Source organism: Microbacterium sp. JZ31, from assembly GCF_016805985.1.
Classification (GTDB): domain Bacteria; phylum Actinomycetota; class Actinomycetes; order Actinomycetales; family Microbacteriaceae; genus Microbacterium.
The window spans coordinates 848,015-867,841 of record NZ_CP017661.1; the positions used below are offsets into that span (position 1 = coordinate 848,015).

Genomic DNA, 19,827 nt, shown 5'->3' on the forward strand with positions numbered 1-19,827 from the left:
GGTGAACCCGGTGGCGGCGCTCGCCGGCGGCGTCCGCTGGCGATGGCGGACCTCGCGGATCCCGCGACCGTCCGTCGCCGGCTCGCGCGTGCGGCTCATCATCGGTCCGGCGAACTCGGCAGGTCAGGGGTTCCGCTGGGCCCGTGCGGCGGAGCGGCTCGCGGGCGTGAAGGCGTACGCCTTCGCGATCCAGGCTCCCGGCGACCGCTTCCGCTTCCCCGCGGACGGCCGGGTCGCCGCGCTCGACTACTCGCGGAACTACGTCTGGCGTCGGCGGCAGCGGCGCGACGTCGAGTCGCGGTTCACGCACGTGCTGCTCGAGTCGGGAAGAGGCGTCTGGCGCGGGGACGCGGCCGAGCAGATCGCCGGGCTCCGCCGCGCGGGGATCGAGGTCGGGATGCTGTTCCACGGTTCCGACATCCGCACACCGGACCGGCACGCACAGCTCGAGCCGGACTCGCCGTTCACCGACGGCTGGTATCCCGAGACCGAGAAGCTCCAGCGGCGCACCGCGGAGAACCACGAGCTCGTGAGCATGAGCGGGGGCCCCGTCTTCGTCTCGACGCCCGACCTGCTCGACTTCCTTCCCGAAGCGACGTGGCTGCCGGTCGTCGTCGACCCGGAGCCGTGGCGTCGCGTCGCGACGCGCCCGCCGCTCGAGCGCGAGCGTCCCCTCGTCGTGCACGCGCCGAGCAGACGCGGTCTGAAGGGCTCGGAGGCGATCGGGCCGGCCCTGCGCGCGCTCGACTCCGAAGGCCTCATCGCGTACCGCGAGGTCACCGGCGTGCCTGCCGAGCAGATGCCGCGACTGTACGGGGACGCGGACATCGTGCTCGATCACTTCGTGATGGGGGGCTACGGTGTCGCGGGCTGTGAGGCCATGGCGAGCGGTCGGCTCGTGCTCGCCCATGTGTCGGAGAGGCACCGGGAGGTCGTCCGGGCGGCGGCGGGCATGGACCTCCCCGTCGTCGAGGCGCGGGTCGGCGACATCGGCGACGTCATCCGCACGATCCTCGCGGACCGCGACAGGTATCGCGCGCTCGCGGCGCGCGGCCCCGAGTTCGTCGCCCGCCTGCACGACGGCGGATACGCCGCACGGACGCTGAGCGCCTTCCTCGGCGCGGATCGGGCGGCGATCGCATGACCCAGATCGTCGTCCTGCTCCGCCGGCTGTGGCCCTTCCTGCCGCACGAGGCCCGTCGCTTCCTCGTCGGGTACTCGCTCGTGTCGGCGGTGCTGTCGATCGTCGACGTCGTCGCGCTCATGCTGCTGGCCGTGGTGCTCGCCTCCGCCGTGTCCGGCGGGTCGATGACCCTGCCGCTCATCGGCGCGATCCCCGCGGACGCCCTCATCTGGATGATCCTCGTCCTGTCGGCGGTCGTGATCCTGAAGTCGGCGGCCAATCTGTGGCTGACGTGGGTGGCGACGCGACGGTTCGCGTCGCTCGAGGTCGAGGTCGGGGCGACGCTCCTGGCGGCCTACCTGCGCGCGCCGTGGACGGACCGGCTCGCGCGCAGCAATGCGGAGGTCGTGCAGCTCGCCAACGGCGTCGGTCAGGTCGTGTCGGGCTTCCTCCTGCCGGTGACCACGGTGCCGGGGATGCTCATGACGTCGCTCGGCGTCGTGATCGTGATCTTCGTGGCCCAGCCCGTGACCGCGGTCGTCGCGCTGGTCTATCTCGGCGGCATCGCCGCGCTGCAGTACTTCGTGCTGGGCGGCAAGACCCGCCAGGCGGCACGCGTCGCGCGCGACTCGCAGATCCGCGTCGCACGACTCGTCGGCGGCATGGTCGGCGCGCTCAAGGAGATCACGCTCCGCGACAAGGTGGACGAGTCGGAGGCGGTGGTGAGGAAGCAGCGGACGCTGCTCGCCCGCGCCCGCGCGAACTCGAACTTCCTGGCCGGGGTGCCGCGCTTCGTGTTCGACTCCGCGGTCATCGGCGGCTTCCTGCTCACGGGGGGCGCCGCGTACCTCGCCGGCGGCGGCGTCGACGCGATGGTCGCCGCGGTCGCGCTCTTCGGCATCGCGGGCTTCCGCCTCGTGCCGGCGCTCACCGGTTTCCAGTCGGTGATCACCCGCACGGTCTCGACCGGACCCCTCGTGGATCTGATGATCACGGACATCGAGAAGTCCGAGGAGTACCGCGCCGCGCAGGAGCACCTCGGTGACCGGCCGCTCCCCGCCGCCCCCCGCGAGCTCACGCTCTCGGACGTCGGCTTCACGTTCCCGGATGCGCAGGAGCCGGCCGTGCGCGATGTCACGTTGACGGTGCGCATGGGGGAGACCCTCGGGATCGCGGGACGATCCGGCGCCGGGAAGTCGACGCTCATCGACCTGCTCCTGGGGCTGCTGTCCCCGACGAGCGGACGGATCACGCTCGACGGCGAACCGCTCGAGGAGGTGCTCGCGGACTGGCGCAGCCGCGTCGGCTACGTGCCGCAGGAGGTCTCGCTCTTCGCGGGCACGATCGCCCAGAACATCGCCCTCGTCTGGGACGACAGCTTCGACCCCGAGCGCGTCGAGCGCGCGGCGCGTCGCGCGCAGCTGTGGGACGTGATCGAGCAGCGGTCGGGCGGCATCCACTCGGACATCGCGGACGGCGGTGCGAGCCTGTCCGGCGGGCAGCGCCAGCGTCTGGGCATCGCCCGGGCCCTCTACACCGATCCCCTCGTGCTCGTGCTCGACGAGGCGACGAGCGCGCTGGATGTGCGCACGGAGGCGGCCGTGACCTCCGCCATTCGTGAGCTGCACGGCGAGGTCACGGTCATCGCCGTCGCCCATCGCCTCTCCACGATCCAGGGGTTCGACCAGATCGCGCACATGCGCGACGGCCGGATCGTGTCGCTCGGCACATTCGAGCAGCTCGTCGCGACGGACGAGGACTTCGCACATCAGGCGGCGCTCGCCGGCCTCGCCAGAAAGGACGACGATGGCTGACGGCTCGAGGAAGACACTGCTGATCCTGTCGTACTCGAAGATCGCGACGGACCCGCGCGTCCGCCGGCAGATCGCGGTGTTCAAGGACCGCTATGACGTCATCACGTGCGGCCACGGGCCGACGCCCGAGGGCGTGGTGCGGCACATCGAGCTGCCGGCGGAGGAGAACGCCAACAAGTGGGACGGTCGCGTCCTGGCGCTGCGCCAGTACCGCCTCGAGCTGTGGCGCAACGTCGGCGTGCGCGGCGCACTGCGACGTCTCAAGGGGATCCGCCCCGACATCATCCTCGCGAACGAGGCGATCGCGGTGCCGGTGGCGCTCAAGATGAAGCCGCGGTGCGGCGTGCACGCCGACCTGCACGAGTACCACTCCCGGGTGCGCGAGCACGAGGGCTACTGGAAGCTGCGCGCCAAGCCCTGGATGGAGTGGATGATCCGCACGTACGTCACGAAGGCGGATTCGTGGACCACCGTCGGACCGGGGATCGCCGCCGAGTACGAGCGCGAGTTCGGCTTCCGCCCCGACGTCGTGCGCAACGCCGCCCCCTACGTCGAGGGCGAGCCCGGGGAGACCCACTGGCCGCCCCGGATCGTGCACTCCGGTGGCGCGATGCGCGCGCGAGGGATCCACACCATGGTCGAGGGCGTGCTGGCGGCGGAGAACGGCGCCACGATCGACCTGTATCTCGTCAAGAGCGATCCGAAGTACGTGGCGGAGCTGCAGGCGCTCGCGGACGCGTCGGGAGGTCGGGCGACGCTGCACGAGCCGCTTCCGTATGCCGAGCTGATCCAGCGGCTGCGCACCTACGACATGGGCATCCACGTCCTCCCGCCCACGAACTTCAACCATCGCATGGCGCTGCCCAACAAGATCTTCGACTACCTGCAGGCGCGCATCGGCGCGGTCGTCGGGCCGTCGCAGGAGATGGTGCAGCTCGTGGAGTCGGTGGGCTACGGCGTGAGCACCGAGGACTTCAGCGCCCAGGCGATCGCCAGGACCGTCGACGCGCTCACGAAGGAGCGGATCGACCGCTTCAAGCAGGCGGCCGCGGCGGGAGCGAAGGCCCATGCCGCCGCGACGGATGACGCCGTCTGGCTCCGCGCGATCACGGCGATCGACGACCGATGCGGTGCGGCATGACCTGCGGAGCACGATCATGACGGGACGCGTCGTCCTGCTGGCGCCGAGAGGCGTGACCGACGAGGCGACCGTCGCCGGACTCGGGGATGCACGACGGCTGCGGCTCGTGTGCTGGGCGGGCGCGCCCACCGCCGGGCTCACCGCGGTCCAGCTGCCGAGACCGTCGAAGCGGGTCTGGCGGCTCCATGCGGCGCTGGGCAGAGGTCCCCTCGGACGCACGCTGGTGCGTCTCACCCCCGCCGACACGGGCGCGCTCTTCTGGCGCGCGGCCTCGCGCCATGCCGAGGTGGAGGCGGCCGTCCACGGCGCCGACCTCGTCGTCGCGGGGGAGCGGGATGCGGTGTACGCCGCGTGGCGGATGCTGAATGACCGTTCCCGGGGCGTGCGCGGCGCCGTCAACGGGATCGCCGCCGCGGCCGAGAGGGTGAACGCGTGACCGGGCCGCATCTGCTCTACGTCGCATTCGGTTTCCCGCCGAGCCGGGCCGGCGGCGTGTACCGGGCCCTGGCGACCGTGAACGCGTTCGTCGAGGCCGGGTGGGAGGTCACGGTCCTCACGGTGCCGCGCGACACGTTCGTCACCGGCATCGGCGCAGACGTGGGGCTGGAGGCCCGGATCGATCCGCGCGTCGTAGTCGAGCGCGTGCCGTTCGACGCGCCGCAGCGCGTCTCCGATCTGGCGGACTGGTCGCGCTTCCGCGCCCGGCAGCCCGAACTGTGGACGGTCCTCGACCGCGTCCGCGACATCCGCCGCTTCCCCGAGCCCGCGTACGGGCGCTGGCGCCCCGCCTTGGAGGCCGCCGCCGACCGTGTGCACGCCGCCAAGCCCGTCGATCTGGTGATCGGCACCGCCAACCCGCACGTCGACTTCGTCGTTGGTCCGCACCTGGCGACCAGGCACGCCGTGCCGTACGTCATGGACTACCGGGACGCGTGGGCGCTCGACGTCTTCAGCGGACGAGAGATCCACGCGGATCGCTCGCGCGCGGGCCGCGTCGAGCGGCGGATGATCGACGGCGCGCACGAGGTGTGGTTCGTGAACGAGCCGATCCGGGCCTGGCATGAGCGCCGGTTCCCGGAGTCGGCGGCGAAGATGCACGTCGTCGCGAACGGATACGACGAGTACGACGCGCCGCTGCGGGTGCCGGTGCGCCCGGCGCGCGGAGAGGGGCTCCGCTTCGGCTACGTCGGCACGCTCACGGACCAGGTGCCCCTTGCGGAGACGATCGCGGGCTGGCGCCAGGCCCGCCGGCGCGGCGCCGTCCGGTCGGAGGACCGTCTCGTCATCCACGGCTACCTGGGCCACTTCTCCGACAGGAGCCGCGCCGCCCTGGCTCTCGAATCCGTCGTCCCCGAGGACGGCATCGAGTTCGCGGGAGCGGTGCCCAAGGCCACCATCGGCGAGGTGTATGCGGGATTCGACGCGCTCGTGCTGATCCTCGGCACCGGGGAGTACGTGACGAGCGGCAAGATCTTCGAGTACCTCGCGACGGGCATCCCCGTGATGTCGGCGCACGACCCGGGCAACGCCGCGAGCGACGTCCTGGCCGGTTCCGCGGCCTGGGTGCCCGCTCGCGGGCTCGAGACGGACGCGCTCGCCGATGCGTTCGCGGCCGTGGCCCGGATGGCCTCGTCCCAGACGCCGGACGGGCGTGCGGCGGCGCAGCACTGGGCGGCGCGGTTCGAGCGTCGCGCGCAGCTCGCTCCGCGCATCGCGGCACTGCGGGCCCACGTGGAGGCCCCGTGATGCGCGTCGCGGTGACGAAGGGTACCCTCAGCATCCCGCCCACGTACTTCGCGGTGCAGCACGCGCTGCAGCTCGGCGACAGGCTCCGGGCCGAGGTCTTCACGATGGCGGCGCGGATCGACGACGCCGCGATCGCGGAGCGCATCCGGATCCACGACGCGGGAGCCGCGATCCATGCGCGGATGCCGTCGCTGACCTGGTCGAGGCGCGAGCGGCTCGTGCCGCTCGTGGCCGGGCGGATGCGGCGCGACATCCGCCGGTTCGAACCGGACGTGGTGCATCAGCACTTCGCCAACTGGTCCGGCGCCGCACGCCTGGCCGCTCGGGATCGGAAGGTCCCCTTGCTGCTCACGCTGCACGGCGCAGACGTGTACGTTCCGCTCACCCCGCTGTCCGAGCGCAACGTCTTCGGCAAGCCCACGCTCGCGTGGCATCAGCGCACGGTGCGGTCCGCGTATCGCGACGCGGCCCGCATCCTGGCCGTGAGCGAGTACCTGGCCGGGCAGGCTGTCGCGGGCGGCGCGGACGCGGCGAAGGTGGTCGTCCACTACCAGGGCGTCGACACGGACCTCTATCAGCCGGTCGAGAAGCCCGAGCGAGAGCGCCCGCTGCGCGTGGTGTTCGTCGGCGGCCTCAGCAGGGCGAAGGGCATCCCCGATCTGCTGGCCGCATCGGCCGCCGCGAACGCGAGCACGCCGCACGAGCTCGTCGTGGTGGGCGACGGCGCGCTTCGCGACCAGGTGCGCGAGGCCGCATCCGATCCCCGGATCCGGATGACCGGGCAGATCGACCGCGAAGGCGTCAAGCGCGAGCTGGCCGCCGCCGATCTGTTCGTCCTGCCCACCCAGGCCGCAGGGCGATGGCGGGAGGCGGCCGGTCTGGTGACCTTGGAGGCCCAGGCGATGGGCGTGCCCGTGGTCGTGTACGACTCGGGCGGGGCGGGTGAGATGCTCCGCGACGGCGACACCGGCCTGCTCGTGCGCGAGCGCGACGTCGACGCCCTTGCCGACGCTATCCGCGGCATCCTGGGCCTGTCCTCCGCCGAACGGCGGGCCATGGGGGAGCGCGCCCGCCGCTTCGTCGTCGAGCACCGCAGCCTCGCTCGCAGCGCCGAGCAGCTGCTCGAGCACTACCAGGAGGTGATCGGATGAGCCGCCCGCGGATCCTCTGCATCTCGCTGTCGCCGATCCACCGCGATGCGCGGGTCCTGCGTCAGCTGAGCGTGCTGGCGGAGTTCGGCGACGTGACGACCGTCGGCTACGGCGAGGCGCCTCCCGGCGTCCTGCGTCACATCCGGGTGCCGGACGACAGGCCGTCGCTGCCGCAGACGCCGCTCGGCGTGCTGAAGCTCGGTCTGCGGCTGCACGGCGCGGCCGAGTTCGCCGCCCCCGGTACCGCGTATGCGCGCGCGCAGCTGTCGGGGGAGCGCTTCGACCTCGTCGTCGCGAACGAGGCCCGCATCCTGGCGCTGGCGTTCGAGGTCGCGGACGGCGCCCCCGTCTGGGCCGACATGCACGAGTGGGCCCCGAGGAGCGCACGCACGTGCTCGCCTGGAAGGTGCTCGTCGCGCCGCTCATGGTTCACCTGTGCCGCGAGTACCTGCCGCGCGCGGCGGCCGTGACGACGGTCGGCGGCGAGATCGCCAAGCTCTACCGGCGCGACTTCGGCGTCGAGGCCGAGGTCATGCGCAACGCGCCGCCCTACGTCGACCTCGCGCCTTCGCCGATCGACGGCGACCGGATCCGTCTCGTCCACAGCGGGGGCGCGGTCCCCGGGCGCAACATCGAGGGGATGATCGACGCGTTCAAGCGGCTCGATCGGCGCTTCTCGCTGGACCTGTACCTCGTCACGGCGTCGCCGAGCGACCGCTACCTCACCGCATTGCGCGAGCGCGCCGCGGATGACGCCCGCATCCGCTTCCACGATGCTGTGACACCCGCCGCGCTGCCTCGCACGCTGAACGCCTATGACGTCGGCGTCTACTGGATGCCGCCCGTGCACACGAACGCCCGTCTCGCCCTGCCGAACAAGTTGTTCGATTTCGTGCAGGCGCGCCTCGCGGTCGCGATCGGACCCACGCTCGAGATGGCGAATCTCGTGCGCGAGCACGACCTGGGCGTCGTCTCCGGGGACTACTCCGTCGACTCGTGCGTGCGCACGCTCGAGTCGCTCGACGGTCCGGACATCGCGCGCTGGAAGGCGAACGCCGACCGCGCCGCCCGTGCGCTCAGCTTCGAACGCGACGCCGACGTGGCGCGCGGGATCGCCGCCAGACTGCTCGGTGCGTGAGGCCGCCTAGACTCGACTCCCGTGAAGATCGTCAGCGTCGTCGGCGCCCGCCCGCAGTTCGTCAAGCTCGCCCCGATCCACAAGGCGGCGCTCGCCGCGGGCGTGGAGCACGTGATCGTCCACACGGGCCAGCACTACGATCCGATGCTGTCGGACGTCTTCTTCGAGGAGCTCGGCATCGGTGCCCCCGATGTGCATCTGGGGGTCGGCAGCGGCTCGCACGGCGTGCAGACCGGAGCGATGCTGTCCGCGCTCGACGCGGTGTTCGACGAGCACCGCCCCGACTGGGTGCTCGTCTACGGCGACACGAACTCGACGGTCGCCGCGGCGCTCAGCGCCGTGAAGATGCACATCCCCGTCGCGCACCTCGAGGCCGGGCTGCGCAGCTTCAACCGACGGATGCCCGAGGAGCACAACCGCGTGATGACCGACCACGCGGCCGACGTCCTCCTCGCCCCGACGCAGGTCGCCGTCGACCACCTCGCGAACGAGGGACTCGCCGAGCGGACGGTGCTCGTCGGCGACGTCATGACCGATGTGCTCTTCGAGCAGCGCGACGCCCTGCCCGACGGCCCCTCGAAGCTCGCGCGGGAGCTCGGCCTGGAGCCCGGCTCGTTCTACGTGTCGACGATCCACCGGGCGGAGAGCACGGATGATCCCGGGCGCCTCGCCGAGATCGTCCGCGCGCTGTCCTCCCTGGACAAGCCGGTCGTCCTGCTCGCACACCCGCGTGTGGTCGCCAAGGCGGCAGCGCACGGCATCGACCTCGCGCAGGGAACCCTGCGCGTGCATCCGCCCCTGGCGTACGCCGACCTCCTCGCCGCGGTGCTCGACAGCGCCGGGGTCGTGACCGACTCGGGCGGGCTCCAGAAGGAGGCCTTCCTGCTGCGCGTCCCGTGCACGACCGTGCGGACCGAGACCGAGTGGGTCGAGACGATCGAGCTCGGCTGGAACGTCCTCGCCAACACCGCCGAGGAGATCGCCGCCGGCGTGACCCGTCCGCGCCCCGCCGACACCGACGCCGCCCCCTACGGGGACGGTCGCGCCGCCGAGCGCGTCATCACCGAGCTGCTCGGTCGCGCGTGAGCCGGAGGACCGGCGGCTGGGACACCCGCGGAAACGCGTACCCGCGCCGTTGTATGTTGCCCCTGTGAAAGCTGTTGCCCCTGTGAAGCGGATCGTCGCCGTGATCGGCATCGTGACCCTTGCCGTCCTCGGCGTCGGGTCACCGGCTCACGCGGCGCTGCCCGGGGACGCCACGCGACTCGCCGGGACCGATCGCTACGCCACCGCGGCGAGGATCTCCTGGAACTACGGACCGGGCGCCGCCGTCGCCTACGTGGCGGCAGGCGACTCGTTCGCGGATGCGCTGAGCGCGGCACCCGCGGCCGCGGCGCAGGGAGGCCCGCTGCTGCTCACGCGCCCGACGTCGCTGCCGGCGGTCGTGGCCGCAGAGCTGCGCCGCCTGAAGCCGCGCAAGATCGTCGTGGTCGGCGGAACGGGCGCCGTCTCGGCGTCGGTCTACAACCAGCTCGCGGCGATCCAGCCCAACATCCGGCGCGACGCGGGCGCGGACCGCTACGCGACCTCGCGCATCATCAACCAGCGCGCGTTCCCGAAGGGCGCGGCCGTGACGTATGTCGCGACCGGCAGGGAGTTCCCCGACGCGCTCAGCGCGTCCGCCGCGGCAGGCAGCCTGGGGGGCGCGGTCGTTCTCGTCGACGGCGCCGGAACCTCCGTGGACGCGGCGACGCGGTCCCTCGTCTCCGCACTCCGCTCGAAGCAGATCCGCGTGGCGGGCGGCACGGGCGCGGTCTCCGCGCGCATCGCCACCCAGCTGGGCTCGGTCGCCCCCGTCGTGCGACTCGCGGGTCAGGATCGATACCAGACCTCCGTCGCGATCGGGAAGCACGCCTTTCCGACGGCGAGCGAGGTGAGCTTCGCGGTCGGCACCGACTTCGCGGACGCGCTGGCGGGAGCCGCGTACTCCGGGCTCCGCGGTGCGCCGCTGCTCGTGACGCCGCGCGCGTGTCTGCCGACATCGGCGCTCGATCTGGTGCAGAGGTGGAAGCCCTCGCATCGCTGGCTCTTCGGCGGCGCCGCCGTGCTCGGCGACGGCGTGCGCGACGGCACGGCCTGCCGGGTGGGCGGCTCGCAGCCCGTGTCCTCGGTGACCGCCGCCCAGCAGAGGACCGCCAAGACGATTCTCGACACGGGGCGGGTCGCCGCGACGGGGGAGGCCTACCAGCAGCTCCGCGGCTACGCGAGCGGCACGATACGCACGCACGTGATCGCCGGCGTCGAGCGCGAGTGCAAGATCGACCCCGCGATCCTCGAGGCGCTCAGGATGGTCGTCGTGGACCGCGGGTTCCGGCTGACGCTCTGGTCGCTCAACCGCTACTGCGTCGGCGACACGACCTCCGGCATCGGGGAGAACAGCTACCACTACCAGCGCGGCGGGGGCCACGCGATCGATATCCGCGCGGTGAACGGCGTCACGGTGAACGGACGCACGTCGCAGGAACGCGCGCTCATCGCCGCGCTCCTCACGGCGCTGCCGACGCCGGCCGGGCTGGGGCAGAGCAACTGCCGCACGGCGGACCCGATCAAGATGCCGTCCGGGTGGGTGCAGTTCCCCGACACGTGCGATCACATCCACGTCGAGTATCGCGGCCTCGCCTGATCCGGACCGAGAGGAGCGCCCCCCGCGGCGGCCGCACATCGTGCCCCGCCTAGGATGGAACCCATGCGCATCGCCGTCGTGGCCCTTGGAAAGATCGGGCTTCCTCTCGCCGTCCAGTTCGCCGACGCAGGTCACGAGGTGATCGGCGTCGACGTGAATCCGAAGACCGTCGAGCTCGTCAACGCGGGCACGGAGCCCTTCCCGGGAGAGGCGCACCTGCAGGAGAAGCTTGGTGAGCTCGTGCCCGCCGGGCGCCTGCGCGCGACGACGGACTACGCGGACGCGATCCCCGGCGCGGACGCCGTCGTGCTCGTCGTTCCGCTGTTCGTGAACGACGAGACGTGGGAGCCCGACTTCGCGTGGATGGACGCCGCGACCACGTCGCTTGCCGAGCACCTGACGGCGGGCACGCTCGTGTCCTACGAGACGACGCTGCCGGTCGGCACGACCCGCGGTCGCTGGAAGCCCATGCTCGAGCGCGGCTCGGGCCTCACCGAGGGCGTCGACTTCCATCTCGTCTTCTCGCCCGAGCGCGTGCTCACGGGTCGCGTGTTCGAGGATCTGCGCAAGTACCCCAAGCTCATCGGCGGCCTGTCGGACGAGGGCGCACGCCGTGCGCGCGAGTTCTACGAGGCCGTGCTGCAGTTCGACGAGCGCGCCGACCTCCCGCGACCGAACGGCGTGTGGGATCTCGGATCCGCGGAGGCGGCCGAGATGGCGAAGCTCGCCGAGACCACGTACCGCGACGTGAACATCGGTCTCGCCAACCAGTTCGCGCTGTTCGCGGCCAACAACGGCATCGACGTCTACCAGGTCATCGAGGCCTGCAACTCGCAGCCGTACAGCCACATCCACCGCCCCGGCATCGCCGTCGGCGGACACTGCATCCCGGTGTATCCGCGTCTGTACCTGTCGACGGATCCGGATGCCGACATCGTGCGCACGGCACGCGTGCTCAACGCGAGCATGCCCGAGCGTCTCGTGGCGCAGGCGCAGGGACTGCTCGGCGATCTCCAGGGCGTGCGCGCGGTCGTGCTCGGCGCCGCATACCGCGGAGGCGTGAAGGAGACCGCCTTCTCGGGCGTCTTCGCGACCGTCGACGCGCTGAAGCAGCGCGGCGCCGAGGTGCGCGTGCACGACCCGCTCTACACCGACGAGGAGCTCGGTCGCCTGGGCTTCGAGCCGTACGCGATGGGGGACGAGGCGGATCTCGCGATCCTGCAGACCGACCACGGCGACTACCGCGAGCTCGGACCGGCGGACCTGCCCGGCGTGCGCCTGCTCGTCGACGGCCGCAACGCGACCGACGCCGCCGCCTGGTCCGGCACGCCGCGCATCGTCGTCGGCATGGGCTGAGCCGCAGCCACTGCGTGGGAGCCCGCGGTTCTGAACTCCTTTCACATCTGTCACACTGGTCGCATGCGTGCCGCCCCGAGGTCCGTCCCACCATGCCCGCTCGCCATCGTGCCCCGCGCGCGGGACGCCTGATCGGCGTGCTCGGAACCGCCGCCGCGGTCGTCGTCGCGCTGCTGCCCGCGACCGCCGCGTCCGCGCAGAGCGCCCCGGCACCCGAGCCGACGACCACCGTCACCCCCACGGCGACCCCGGCACCGGTCGCGACGCCGAGCGAGCAGGAGCCGGCGCAGCCGCCGGCTCCGGCTCCCGCCCCGGAGCCGGAACCCGCTCCCGAGACGAGCGCGCCCGTTCCCGCGCCCGAGGCGACCGAGGTGGCCGAGGCGGTCGACGTTCCCAGCCCGGAGACGACGTACACGGTGCCCCCGGTGGCCGAGGTCGAGCGGACGGACCTGTCCGAGGTCGTGGCGACCACGCCGCTGGAGGAGAAGGACGCGGGCGGCGACGTCACGGTCGATGTGGCGGATCCCGGCAACGCGCCGTACCCGGAATCGGCGGCCGGCTCGGGGGCGGCGGATGGCGCATCGGGCTCCCGATTCGAGCTCTCGCGACCCGCGGCGTCGATCGTGCCCGCGGCCGCGGTCGTCGGCTTCCGCCCGGGCAACATCATCAGCGACGCAGTGTTCGCCAACCGGAACGCGATGACGGCGGCGCAGATCGCGTCGTTCATCAACGGCAAGGTCGCCTCCTGCAAGGCGGGCTACACGTGCCTCGAGGAGTACGTCGAGACGACCCGCACCCGCAAGGCCGACGCCTACTGCTCGCAGTACACGGGCGGCAGCCGGGAGAGCGCCGCCCGCATCATCCACAAGGTCTCCCAGGCCTGCGGCATCAATCCGCGCGTGCTGCTCGTGATGCTGCAGAAGGAGCAGGGTCTCGTCACGCACACGTGGCCGAGCGACTGGCGCTTCACGATCGCGATGGGCATGGGCTGCCCTGACACGGCCGACTGCGACAAGACCTATTACGGCTTCTTCAACCAGGTCTACGGCGCCGCGCGGCAGATGAAGATCTACAGCAAGAGCTCGTACTTCAACTGGTACGCACCCGGCGGCACGCGCTCGATCCTGTACCACCCGAACAAGTCGTGCGGATCCTCCGGTGTCTACGTGCAGAACCAGGCGACCGCGAACCTGTACTACTACACGCCGTACCAGCCCAACCGCGCGTCGATCGCCGCCGGATTCGGCACGGGTGACTCGTGCTCCTCGTACGGCAACCGCAACTTCTACAACTACTTCCGGGCGTGGTTCGGCTCGACCGGCTCCGTGGTCTCGAGCCGCGTCTACGGCGACGACCGCTATGCGACGTCGGCCGATCTGAGCAGCCGCTACACCGCCGGGGCCCCCGTCGCCTATGTGGCGAGCGGCGCCGACTACGCCGACGCGCTGAGCGCCGCGCCGGCGGCCGCCACGCTCGGCGGACCGCTGCTGCTGACGATGCCGAAGACGCTGCCCGCGTCGGTGCGCGACGAGCTGCGCCGACTGAAGCCCAAGCGCATCGTGGTCGTCGGCGGCACCGGCGCGGTCTCCAGCGCGGTGTACAGGGAGCTGGCGAAGATCCAGCCGAACATCCGCAGGGATGCGGGAGCGGACCGCTACGCGACGTCGCGGGTCGTCAATCAGCGGGCGTTCCCCGGCGGCACGTCCCTCGCGTACGTGGCCACGGGCCGGGACTTCCCGGACGCGCTGAGCGCCGCCGTGGCGGCGGGAGCGCTGCGCGCCCCGGTGGTGCTCGTGAACGGCAAGGAGTCGTCGGTCGGCTCGGCGACGCTGTCGCACCTCAAGGCCCTCAAGGTGAAGCAGATCCGCATCGCCGGAGGCACGGGCGTCGTGTCGCCTCAGATCCAGGCGCAGCTGGCGAAGACCGCGAGCGTCACGCGCCTGGCCGGAGCGGATCGCTACGCGACCTCGGTCGAGGTCAATCGCGCGGTGTTCCAGGACGGAGAGGCGCCCATGCTGGCGGTCGGCACCGACTTCGCCGACGCGCTGTCGGGAGCCGCGTACGTGGGCCGGCAGGGCAGGCCCCTGCTCGTCGTGCAGCGGAACTGCCTCCCCGCGTCCACCTACAACCTGCTCGGCGCGCGGAAGACGACGGCTCAGACCCTGCTGGGCGGGCCGGAGGTCCTCGGTCGCGGCGTCGTGGACCACGCGGTCTGCTGATCGAGGCGATTCGCCCTCGTCGGCTCTCGAGCGTCTCCGCGCGCTGCTCATCCAGCCCATCCGCATGCGCCCGGTGAGGCGGATGCCTACCGGCGAGGACGACGCGCCGTAGGTGGACGGCGTCGGCGCGGTGTCCGGCGGCGGCCGCAGTGAGCGCGGACTGGCCGACCGGGGCTACGACGCGGGATTCACCTGCTCGAACGTGCGCAGCATGCCCCGCTCGTCCAGCTCGTCCTGCAGTTCCCCGGGAAGCACCCAGAGCCGGTACGTGTAGTCGTCGCCCTCGCCGAACGCGAGCGCTCCGAGCTCCTGCGCGAGCGGCCAGTCGCCGCACGAGACCACGAGGTCGGAGGTGAACGACTGGCCCGCATCGCGATCGACCAGCTGGACCTGGTGCGGGGACAGCCAGTAGGGGAGCCAGTTGATGGCCTGCGCGTGCGTGAGGGCGGGACCCACGCAGTCGAGATCGAAGTCGATGGTCTCGACCGCCGCGGGATCGACCTGCTCGATCTCGTCGACGGCGGCGGCGATGTCGTTGGGGTAGTCGCGCTCCTGCTGCGGATTGGCCTGCCAGCTCATGACCCCGAAGGTCAGCAGCGCGGCGCCGGCCATCGCCAGGGGGATGCGCCGCAGGAGCATCCACGCGGCGGTCGACACCACGGCGAACAGCGAGGCGTACACCCAGAACCTGCCCTCGTTGGTGAAGCTCGGCACGAGCGGCACCTCGAACGGCGGCTGCAGGAAGAACTGGTCCCACGGCAGCAGCGCCGCCGCGTTCGCCGGCCCGTGCAGCGAGCCCCACAGCGGCACGGTCGGGGCGATCCAGAACACCACGAGCAGGCTCAGGACGACCGCCAGCGCGGTCGCGGCCGCAATGACGCTCGCGCGCAGCGCGCGCACCATCGCGATCAGCACCACCAGGGCGAGCAGCGTCGCGATGGGATCGATGTACCGCGTGTAGACCCACGCGTCGAAGCGCGGGTTGACGGTCGCCAGCAGCGTGTCGGCGCCCGACCAGCCGAGCACGCTCGTGCCGATGGTCGACAGCGTGAGGCCGAACAGGAATCCGCCGAACCCGACCTCGCGGGATCGCAGCTCCCGTATCACCCAGACGACGAGGACGAGGAGGCCGATCGCGAACAGGCCCGCGGTGCCGGCGATCTGAGCCCACACCTGATTGATCAGGATCCGTGCGGCGAGGCCCGGCGTGGCGTGCGAGAGCGCGCGCGCGAGGTTCTCGCTCTGGCCGAACCCGGAGAGCAGGACGTGCGCGTGCAGCCAGCCGGAGAAGGACTGCACCGCGAAGGCGCCCAGGGCCACGGTGACCAGGCCGACGACGGCGGCGAGGATGTGCCGGCGGCTCAGGCACACGAGCCAGACGGCCGCGGTGAGCACGACGGTGAGCGCGCGTGCGTGCATGAAGTACGTCACGGTCACCGAGACCGCGAACACCAGCGCCCGCACCTCGCTGGGCCGGCGCCAGAGCCAGAACGCCGCCACGACCGTCCACGCCAGGAAGAACATCAGCGGCTTCTCGGTCAGGACGTAGTCCGCGTTCACGGTGCGGCCAGGCAGGCACATCACGATGGCCGCGAGCGTGATCGCCTGCGGCGTGGTCACGCCCAGGCGGCGGGCGATGAGGGCGAGCGGCCAGATGGTGGCGACCGCGATCACGTTGCCGAGCACGAGCGCCGCCCAGTACACCGTGGCGGCGTCGTCCGTGACCCACCAGATGGGCGCGATCAGCACCGACCAGCCAGGATAGTAGCCCGCGCCCGACAGGGGCGGGATCGACGTGTCGCCCGCCAGGAAGCGGCCCATCTGCAGCAGGTGGTTCTCGTCCCACGGCGTGCGCGGCGCGGTCGCGCTGCGACCGACCTGCCAATGGATGAACGCGCACACCAGCACGGAGATCCCGGCCGCGACCCACCACACCGTCGCCCGACCGCCCGACCCGGACGCCGGACGCGCCTCCTGGTCGCGCCGCCAGGCCGTGGGCACCTCGACCGCCACGTCGCTCGTGAGACGGGGGCGCAGGAGCGAGCGGACGCGGGACATGCGGGAAGCGGTCATGAAGCTTTCGTTCGGAGGTCGGGTCGGGTGAGGCGCTCCCTGCGCGGGGCAGGGGAGCGGCTCAGGCGGATGCCGCGAGGTGGTTGGCGAGGCTGTGTTCGTGGTCGGCGGGGGCGAAGCCGGTGGCGGTGATGCGGGTGAGGTCGAGGACGCTGTTGCGGGGCGGGGGGCGATGGGGTGGTCGCTGCCGGCGTAGTACTGCTGGGTGGTGACGGGGGTGATGCGGGCGGGGTCGTGTCCGGTGAGTTCGTAGACGCGGGCGGCGATCTGGGCCCAGGTGCGGGGTTCGCCGGTGCCGGTGAGGTTGTAGAGGCCGTAGGGCGCTCGGGTGTCGAGAAGGTGGCGGATGCCGCGGGCGAGGTCGGTGGTGAAGGTCAATCGGCCGGTCTGGTCGTCGACGACGGTGGGGTCGATGCCCCGGGCGGCGAGGGAGGCCATGGTGGCGACGAAGTTGCCGCCGTCGCCGATGACCCAGGAGGTGCGGACGATGTAGTGGCGCGGTGTCGCGGCGACGACGGCGTCGCCGGCGGCCTTGGTCTGTCCGTATACGCCGAGGGGGCTGACGGCGTCGTCCTCGCGGTAGGGGCGCGCGGCGGTGCCGTCGAAGACGTAGTCGCTGGAGACGTGGACGAGGGTGATGCCGTTGTCGGCGGCGATGCGGGCCAGCGCGGCGACGCCGGTGACGTTCGCGGTCCACGCGGCGGTGCGGCCCTCGGGGGTCTCGGCGGCGTCGACGGCGGTGTGGGCGGCGGCGTTGATGATGGTGCCGTAGTCGCGCCAGCGGCGTGCGGCGGGAAGGTCGGGGGAGGCGAGGTCGAGGTCGGCGCGGGTGGCGTATTCGATGTGGGGGGCGTCGCCGAACAAGGCGCGCAGCGCGCGGCCCAGCTGCCCGCCGGCGCCGAGGATGAGGATCCTGCGCGGCGGGATGGGGGCGGCGTCGGCCAGGCGCGGGTGGGTGCGGTCCTTGTCGGAGATCTCAGCGTCGGCGAGGGGGATGGGCCATTCGATCGCGGCGGTCTCGTCGGCGAGGTTCAGGAACGAGTACGACGCGTCGGGCGACCAGTGGTCGTTGACGAGGTAGGTGTACGCGGTGGCGTCTTCGAGGGTCTGGAACCCGTTGGCGACGCCGCGGGGGACGAAGATCGCCTTGGACGGGTCCAGCTCCGCGGTGAACACGGCGCCGAAGCCGGGGCCCTTCCGCAGGTCCACCCAGGCGCCGAACACGCGACCGGTCGCGACGGAGACCCACTTGTCCCACGGTTCGGCGTGCAGGCCGCGGGTGACGCCGCGTTCGGCGTTGAAGGAGATGTTGTTCTGCACGGGCCCGAAGTCGGGAAGACCGTGGGAGGTCATCTTCTGGCGCTGCCAGTTCTCCTTGAACCATCCGCGGGCGTCGCCGTGGACGGGCAGATCGAACAGCAGCATGCCCTCGATCGCGGTCGCGGTGGCGGACAGCTGCTTGCCCAACTCGGTCACTACTGTCCCTTCGATGCGTAGAACGCCTCGGTGGCGTCCTTCGCGGGCGCCCACCACGCCTCGTTGTCCCGGTACCAGGCGACGGTGGCCTCGAGTCCGGAGCGGAAGTCCTGATACCGCGGCTGCCAGCCCAGCTCGGTGCGCAGCCGGGTGGAGTCGATCGCGTAGCGCAGGTCGTGGCCGGGGCGGTCGGTGACGAGGTCGTACGCGTCGCGGGGCTGCCCCATCAGCTCCAGGATCAGCTCGACGACGTCCTTGTTGTTCTGCTCGCCGTCCGCGCCGATCAGGTACGTCTGCCCGATGCTGCCCTTGTCGAGGATGGTCAGCACCGCCGAGGAGTGGTCGTCGGCGTGGATCCAGTCGCGCACGTTCTCACCCGTGCCGTACAGCTTGGGCCGGATGCCGCGCAGGACGTTGGTGATCTGCCGCGGGATGAACTTCTCCACGTGCTGGTACGGCCCGTAGTTGTTGGAGCAGTTGCTGATCGTCGCGCGCACCCCGAACGAGCGCACCCACGCCCGCACCAGCAGGTCCGAGCCGGCCTTCGTCGACGAGTACGGCGAGGACGGGTTGTACGGGGTGGTCTCGGTGAACCGCGCCGGGTCATCCAGCTCCAGATCGCCGTACACCTCATCGGTGGAGATGTGATGGAACCGCACGTCGTGCTTCCGCGCCGCCTCCAGCAGCGTGTACGTGCCGACGATGTTGGTGTCCAGGAACGGCCGCGGGTCGTTCAGGGAATTGTCGTTGTGCGACTCCGCCGCGAAGTGCACGACCGCGTCCACGTCGCGGAACAGGGAGTCCACCAGCGCCGCATCGGCGATGTCGCCCTGCACGAACGTCACCCGGTCCTCGGGCAGACCCGACAGCGACGCCCGGTTGCCGGCGTAGGTGAGCTTGTCCAGCACCGTGACCTGGTCGTCGGTGTGCGCCACGACGTGGTGCACGAAGTTCGAGCCGATGAAACCGGCACCGCCGGTGACGAGAAGACGAGCCATCAGCGTCCACGCTCCAGGATCTCCAGGAGGTACGACCCGTACCCCGACTTGACCAGCTTCTGCGCCCGCTCGCGCAGCTCCTCATCCGACAGGAACCCCGACCGCCACGCGACCTCCTCCGGCACACCGATCCGCAACCCCGTCCGCCGCTCCATCGTGCGCACATACTCCGCGGCGTCGGTCATCTGGTCGAACGTCCCCGTGTCCAGCCACGCCGTGCCCCGAGGCAGCACCTCCACGCTGAGCTTGCCGCGCTCCAGGTACGCCGCGTTCACATCCGTGATCTCGTACTCCCCACGCGGCGACGGCTTCAGGCCCCGCGCGATCTCCACCACGTCGTTGTCGTAGAAGTACAGCCCCGGCACGGCGTAGTTGCTCTTCGGCTGCGCAGGCTTCTCCGCCAGCGACACCGCCTTGCCCGTCTCGTCGAACTCCACCACGCCGTACGCCGACGGCTCGGCCACCCAGTACGCGAACACCGCACCGCCGTCGACCCCGGCGAACCGCTTCAGCTGCGAGCCGAGCCCGGGGCCGTACAGCAGGTTGTCGCCCAGCACCAGGGCGACCCTGTCGTCGCCGATGAAGTCCGCCCCGATCGTGAACGCCTGCGCCAGCCCGTCCGGAGAGGGCTGCTGCGCGAACGTGATCGACACGCCGAACTGCGACCCGTCACCCAGCAGACGCTCGAACGCGGGCGCATCATGCGGCGTCGTGATCACCAGGATGTCGCGGATCCCCGCCAGCATCAGCGTCGACAGCGGGTAGTAGATCATCGGCTTGTCGTACACCGGCACAAGCTGCTTCGAGACGCCCAGCGTGATCGGATGCAGTCGCGTGCCCGAACCGCCGGCGAGGATGATGCCCTTCACCCGACCATCGTGGCACAAGCGGCTTTACCGCCCGCTGAAC

Annotated in this window: 15 protein-coding genes and 1 pseudogene; 12 read left to right on the forward strand and 4 right to left on the reverse strand. The window is 71.5% G+C overall.

All coding sequences use genetic code 11. The features are described 5' to 3' along the window. Positions 1-10 precede the first annotated feature (10 nt). The 12 genes from BJP60_RS04100 (at position 11) to BJP60_RS04150 (ending at position 14,371) form a co-directional block, all read left to right on the forward strand. Positions 11-1,144 (forward strand): hypothetical protein, encoded by a 1,134-nt coding sequence (locus tag BJP60_RS04100; RefSeq protein WP_203137753.1) that lies wholly within the window; start codon positions 11-13, stop codon positions 1,142-1,144. Beyond that, positions 1,141-2,937 carry an ABC transporter ATP-binding protein gene (locus BJP60_RS04105; protein ID WP_203137754.1) on the forward strand — a complete coding sequence of 599 codons (1,797 nt, stop codon included), beginning with the start codon at positions 1,141-1,143 and terminating at the stop codon, positions 2,935-2,937. The genes BJP60_RS04100 and BJP60_RS04105 overlap by 4 nt, the downstream gene beginning before the upstream one ends. Next, complete coding sequence (locus tag BJP60_RS04110) at positions 2,930-4,078, forward strand: glycosyltransferase (protein WP_203137755.1); 1,149 nt, start codon at positions 2,930-2,932, stop codon at positions 4,076-4,078. Before BJP60_RS04105 ends, BJP60_RS04110 begins: the two co-directional genes overlap by 8 nt. A 16-nt stretch (positions 4,079-4,094) precedes the next feature. Continuing rightward, the gene (locus BJP60_RS04115) at positions 4,095-4,514 is read left to right on the forward strand and encodes a hypothetical protein (protein WP_203137756.1); all 420 of its coding nucleotides are present in this window, start codon (positions 4,095-4,097) and stop codon (positions 4,512-4,514) included. After that, positions 4,511-5,824: a glycosyltransferase gene (locus tag BJP60_RS04120; RefSeq protein ID WP_203137757.1), complete on the forward strand. Its 1,314-nt coding sequence runs from the start codon at positions 4,511-4,513 to the stop codon at positions 5,822-5,824. The genes BJP60_RS04115 and BJP60_RS04120 overlap by 4 nt, the downstream gene beginning before the upstream one ends. A gap of 11 nt (positions 5,825-5,835) precedes the next feature. Continuing rightward, complete coding sequence (locus BJP60_RS04125; RefSeq protein WP_203137758.1) at positions 5,836-6,975, forward strand: glycosyltransferase; 1,140 nt, start codon at positions 5,836-5,838, stop codon at positions 6,973-6,975. After that, complete coding sequence (locus BJP60_RS15205; RefSeq protein ID WP_238439549.1) at positions 6,972-7,445, forward strand: hypothetical protein; 474 nt, start codon at positions 6,972-6,974, stop codon at positions 7,443-7,445. Before BJP60_RS04125 ends, BJP60_RS15205 begins: the two co-directional genes overlap by 4 nt. Continuing rightward, a complete protein-coding gene (locus BJP60_RS04130; protein ID WP_238439550.1) occupies positions 7,367-8,113 on the forward strand; it encodes a hypothetical protein in 747 nt (248 codons plus the stop codon). The genes BJP60_RS15205 and BJP60_RS04130 overlap by 79 nt, the downstream gene beginning before the upstream one ends. Positions 8,114-8,134: 21 nt before the next feature. Beyond that, positions 8,135-9,199, forward strand: a complete 1,065-nt coding sequence (gene wecB, locus BJP60_RS04135) for a non-hydrolyzing UDP-N-acetylglucosamine 2-epimerase (RefSeq protein WP_203137759.1) — start codon at positions 8,135-8,137, stop codon at positions 9,197-9,199. A gap of 82 nt (positions 9,200-9,281) precedes the next feature. After that, positions 9,282-10,796: a cell wall-binding repeat-containing protein gene (locus BJP60_RS04140; protein WP_203137761.1), complete on the forward strand. Its 1,515-nt coding sequence runs from the start codon at positions 9,282-9,284 to the stop codon at positions 10,794-10,796. Between the two features lie 63 nt (positions 10,797-10,859). Next, a complete protein-coding gene (locus tag BJP60_RS04145) occupies positions 10,860-12,152 on the forward strand; it encodes a nucleotide sugar dehydrogenase (RefSeq protein WP_203137763.1) in 1,293 nt (430 codons plus the stop codon). A gap of 92 nt (positions 12,153-12,244) precedes the next feature. After that, positions 12,245-14,371 (forward strand): cell wall-binding repeat-containing protein, encoded by a 2,127-nt coding sequence (locus BJP60_RS04150; RefSeq protein WP_203137765.1) that lies wholly within the window; start codon positions 12,245-12,247, stop codon positions 14,369-14,371. 174 nt (positions 14,372-14,545) lie between these two features. Here the strand turns inward: BJP60_RS04150 and BJP60_RS04155 are convergent, their stop codons facing one another. From BJP60_RS04155 to rfbA, 4 genes and pseudogenes are all read right to left on the reverse strand, one after another. Next, positions 14,546-16,444 carry a hypothetical protein gene (locus BJP60_RS04155; protein ID WP_203137766.1) on the reverse strand — a complete coding sequence of 633 codons (1,899 nt, stop codon included), beginning with the start codon at positions 16,442-16,444 and terminating at the stop codon, positions 14,546-14,548. Positions 16,445-16,505: 61 nt separating this feature from the next. After that, positions 16,506-17,869, reverse strand: a pseudogene (locus BJP60_RS04160) (sugar nucleotide-binding protein). 50 nt (positions 17,870-17,919) lie between these two features. Next, entirely contained in the window at positions 17,920-18,918 is a 999-nt protein-coding gene (gene rfbB / locus BJP60_RS04165) for a dTDP-glucose 4,6-dehydratase (protein ID WP_203137767.1), read from the reverse strand. Continuing rightward, a complete protein-coding gene (rfbA, locus tag BJP60_RS04170; RefSeq protein WP_203137769.1) occupies positions 18,918-19,787 on the reverse strand; it encodes a glucose-1-phosphate thymidylyltransferase RfbA in 870 nt (289 codons plus the stop codon). Before rfbA ends, rfbB begins: the two co-directional genes overlap by 1 nt. Positions 19,788-19,827 lie beyond the last annotated feature (40 nt).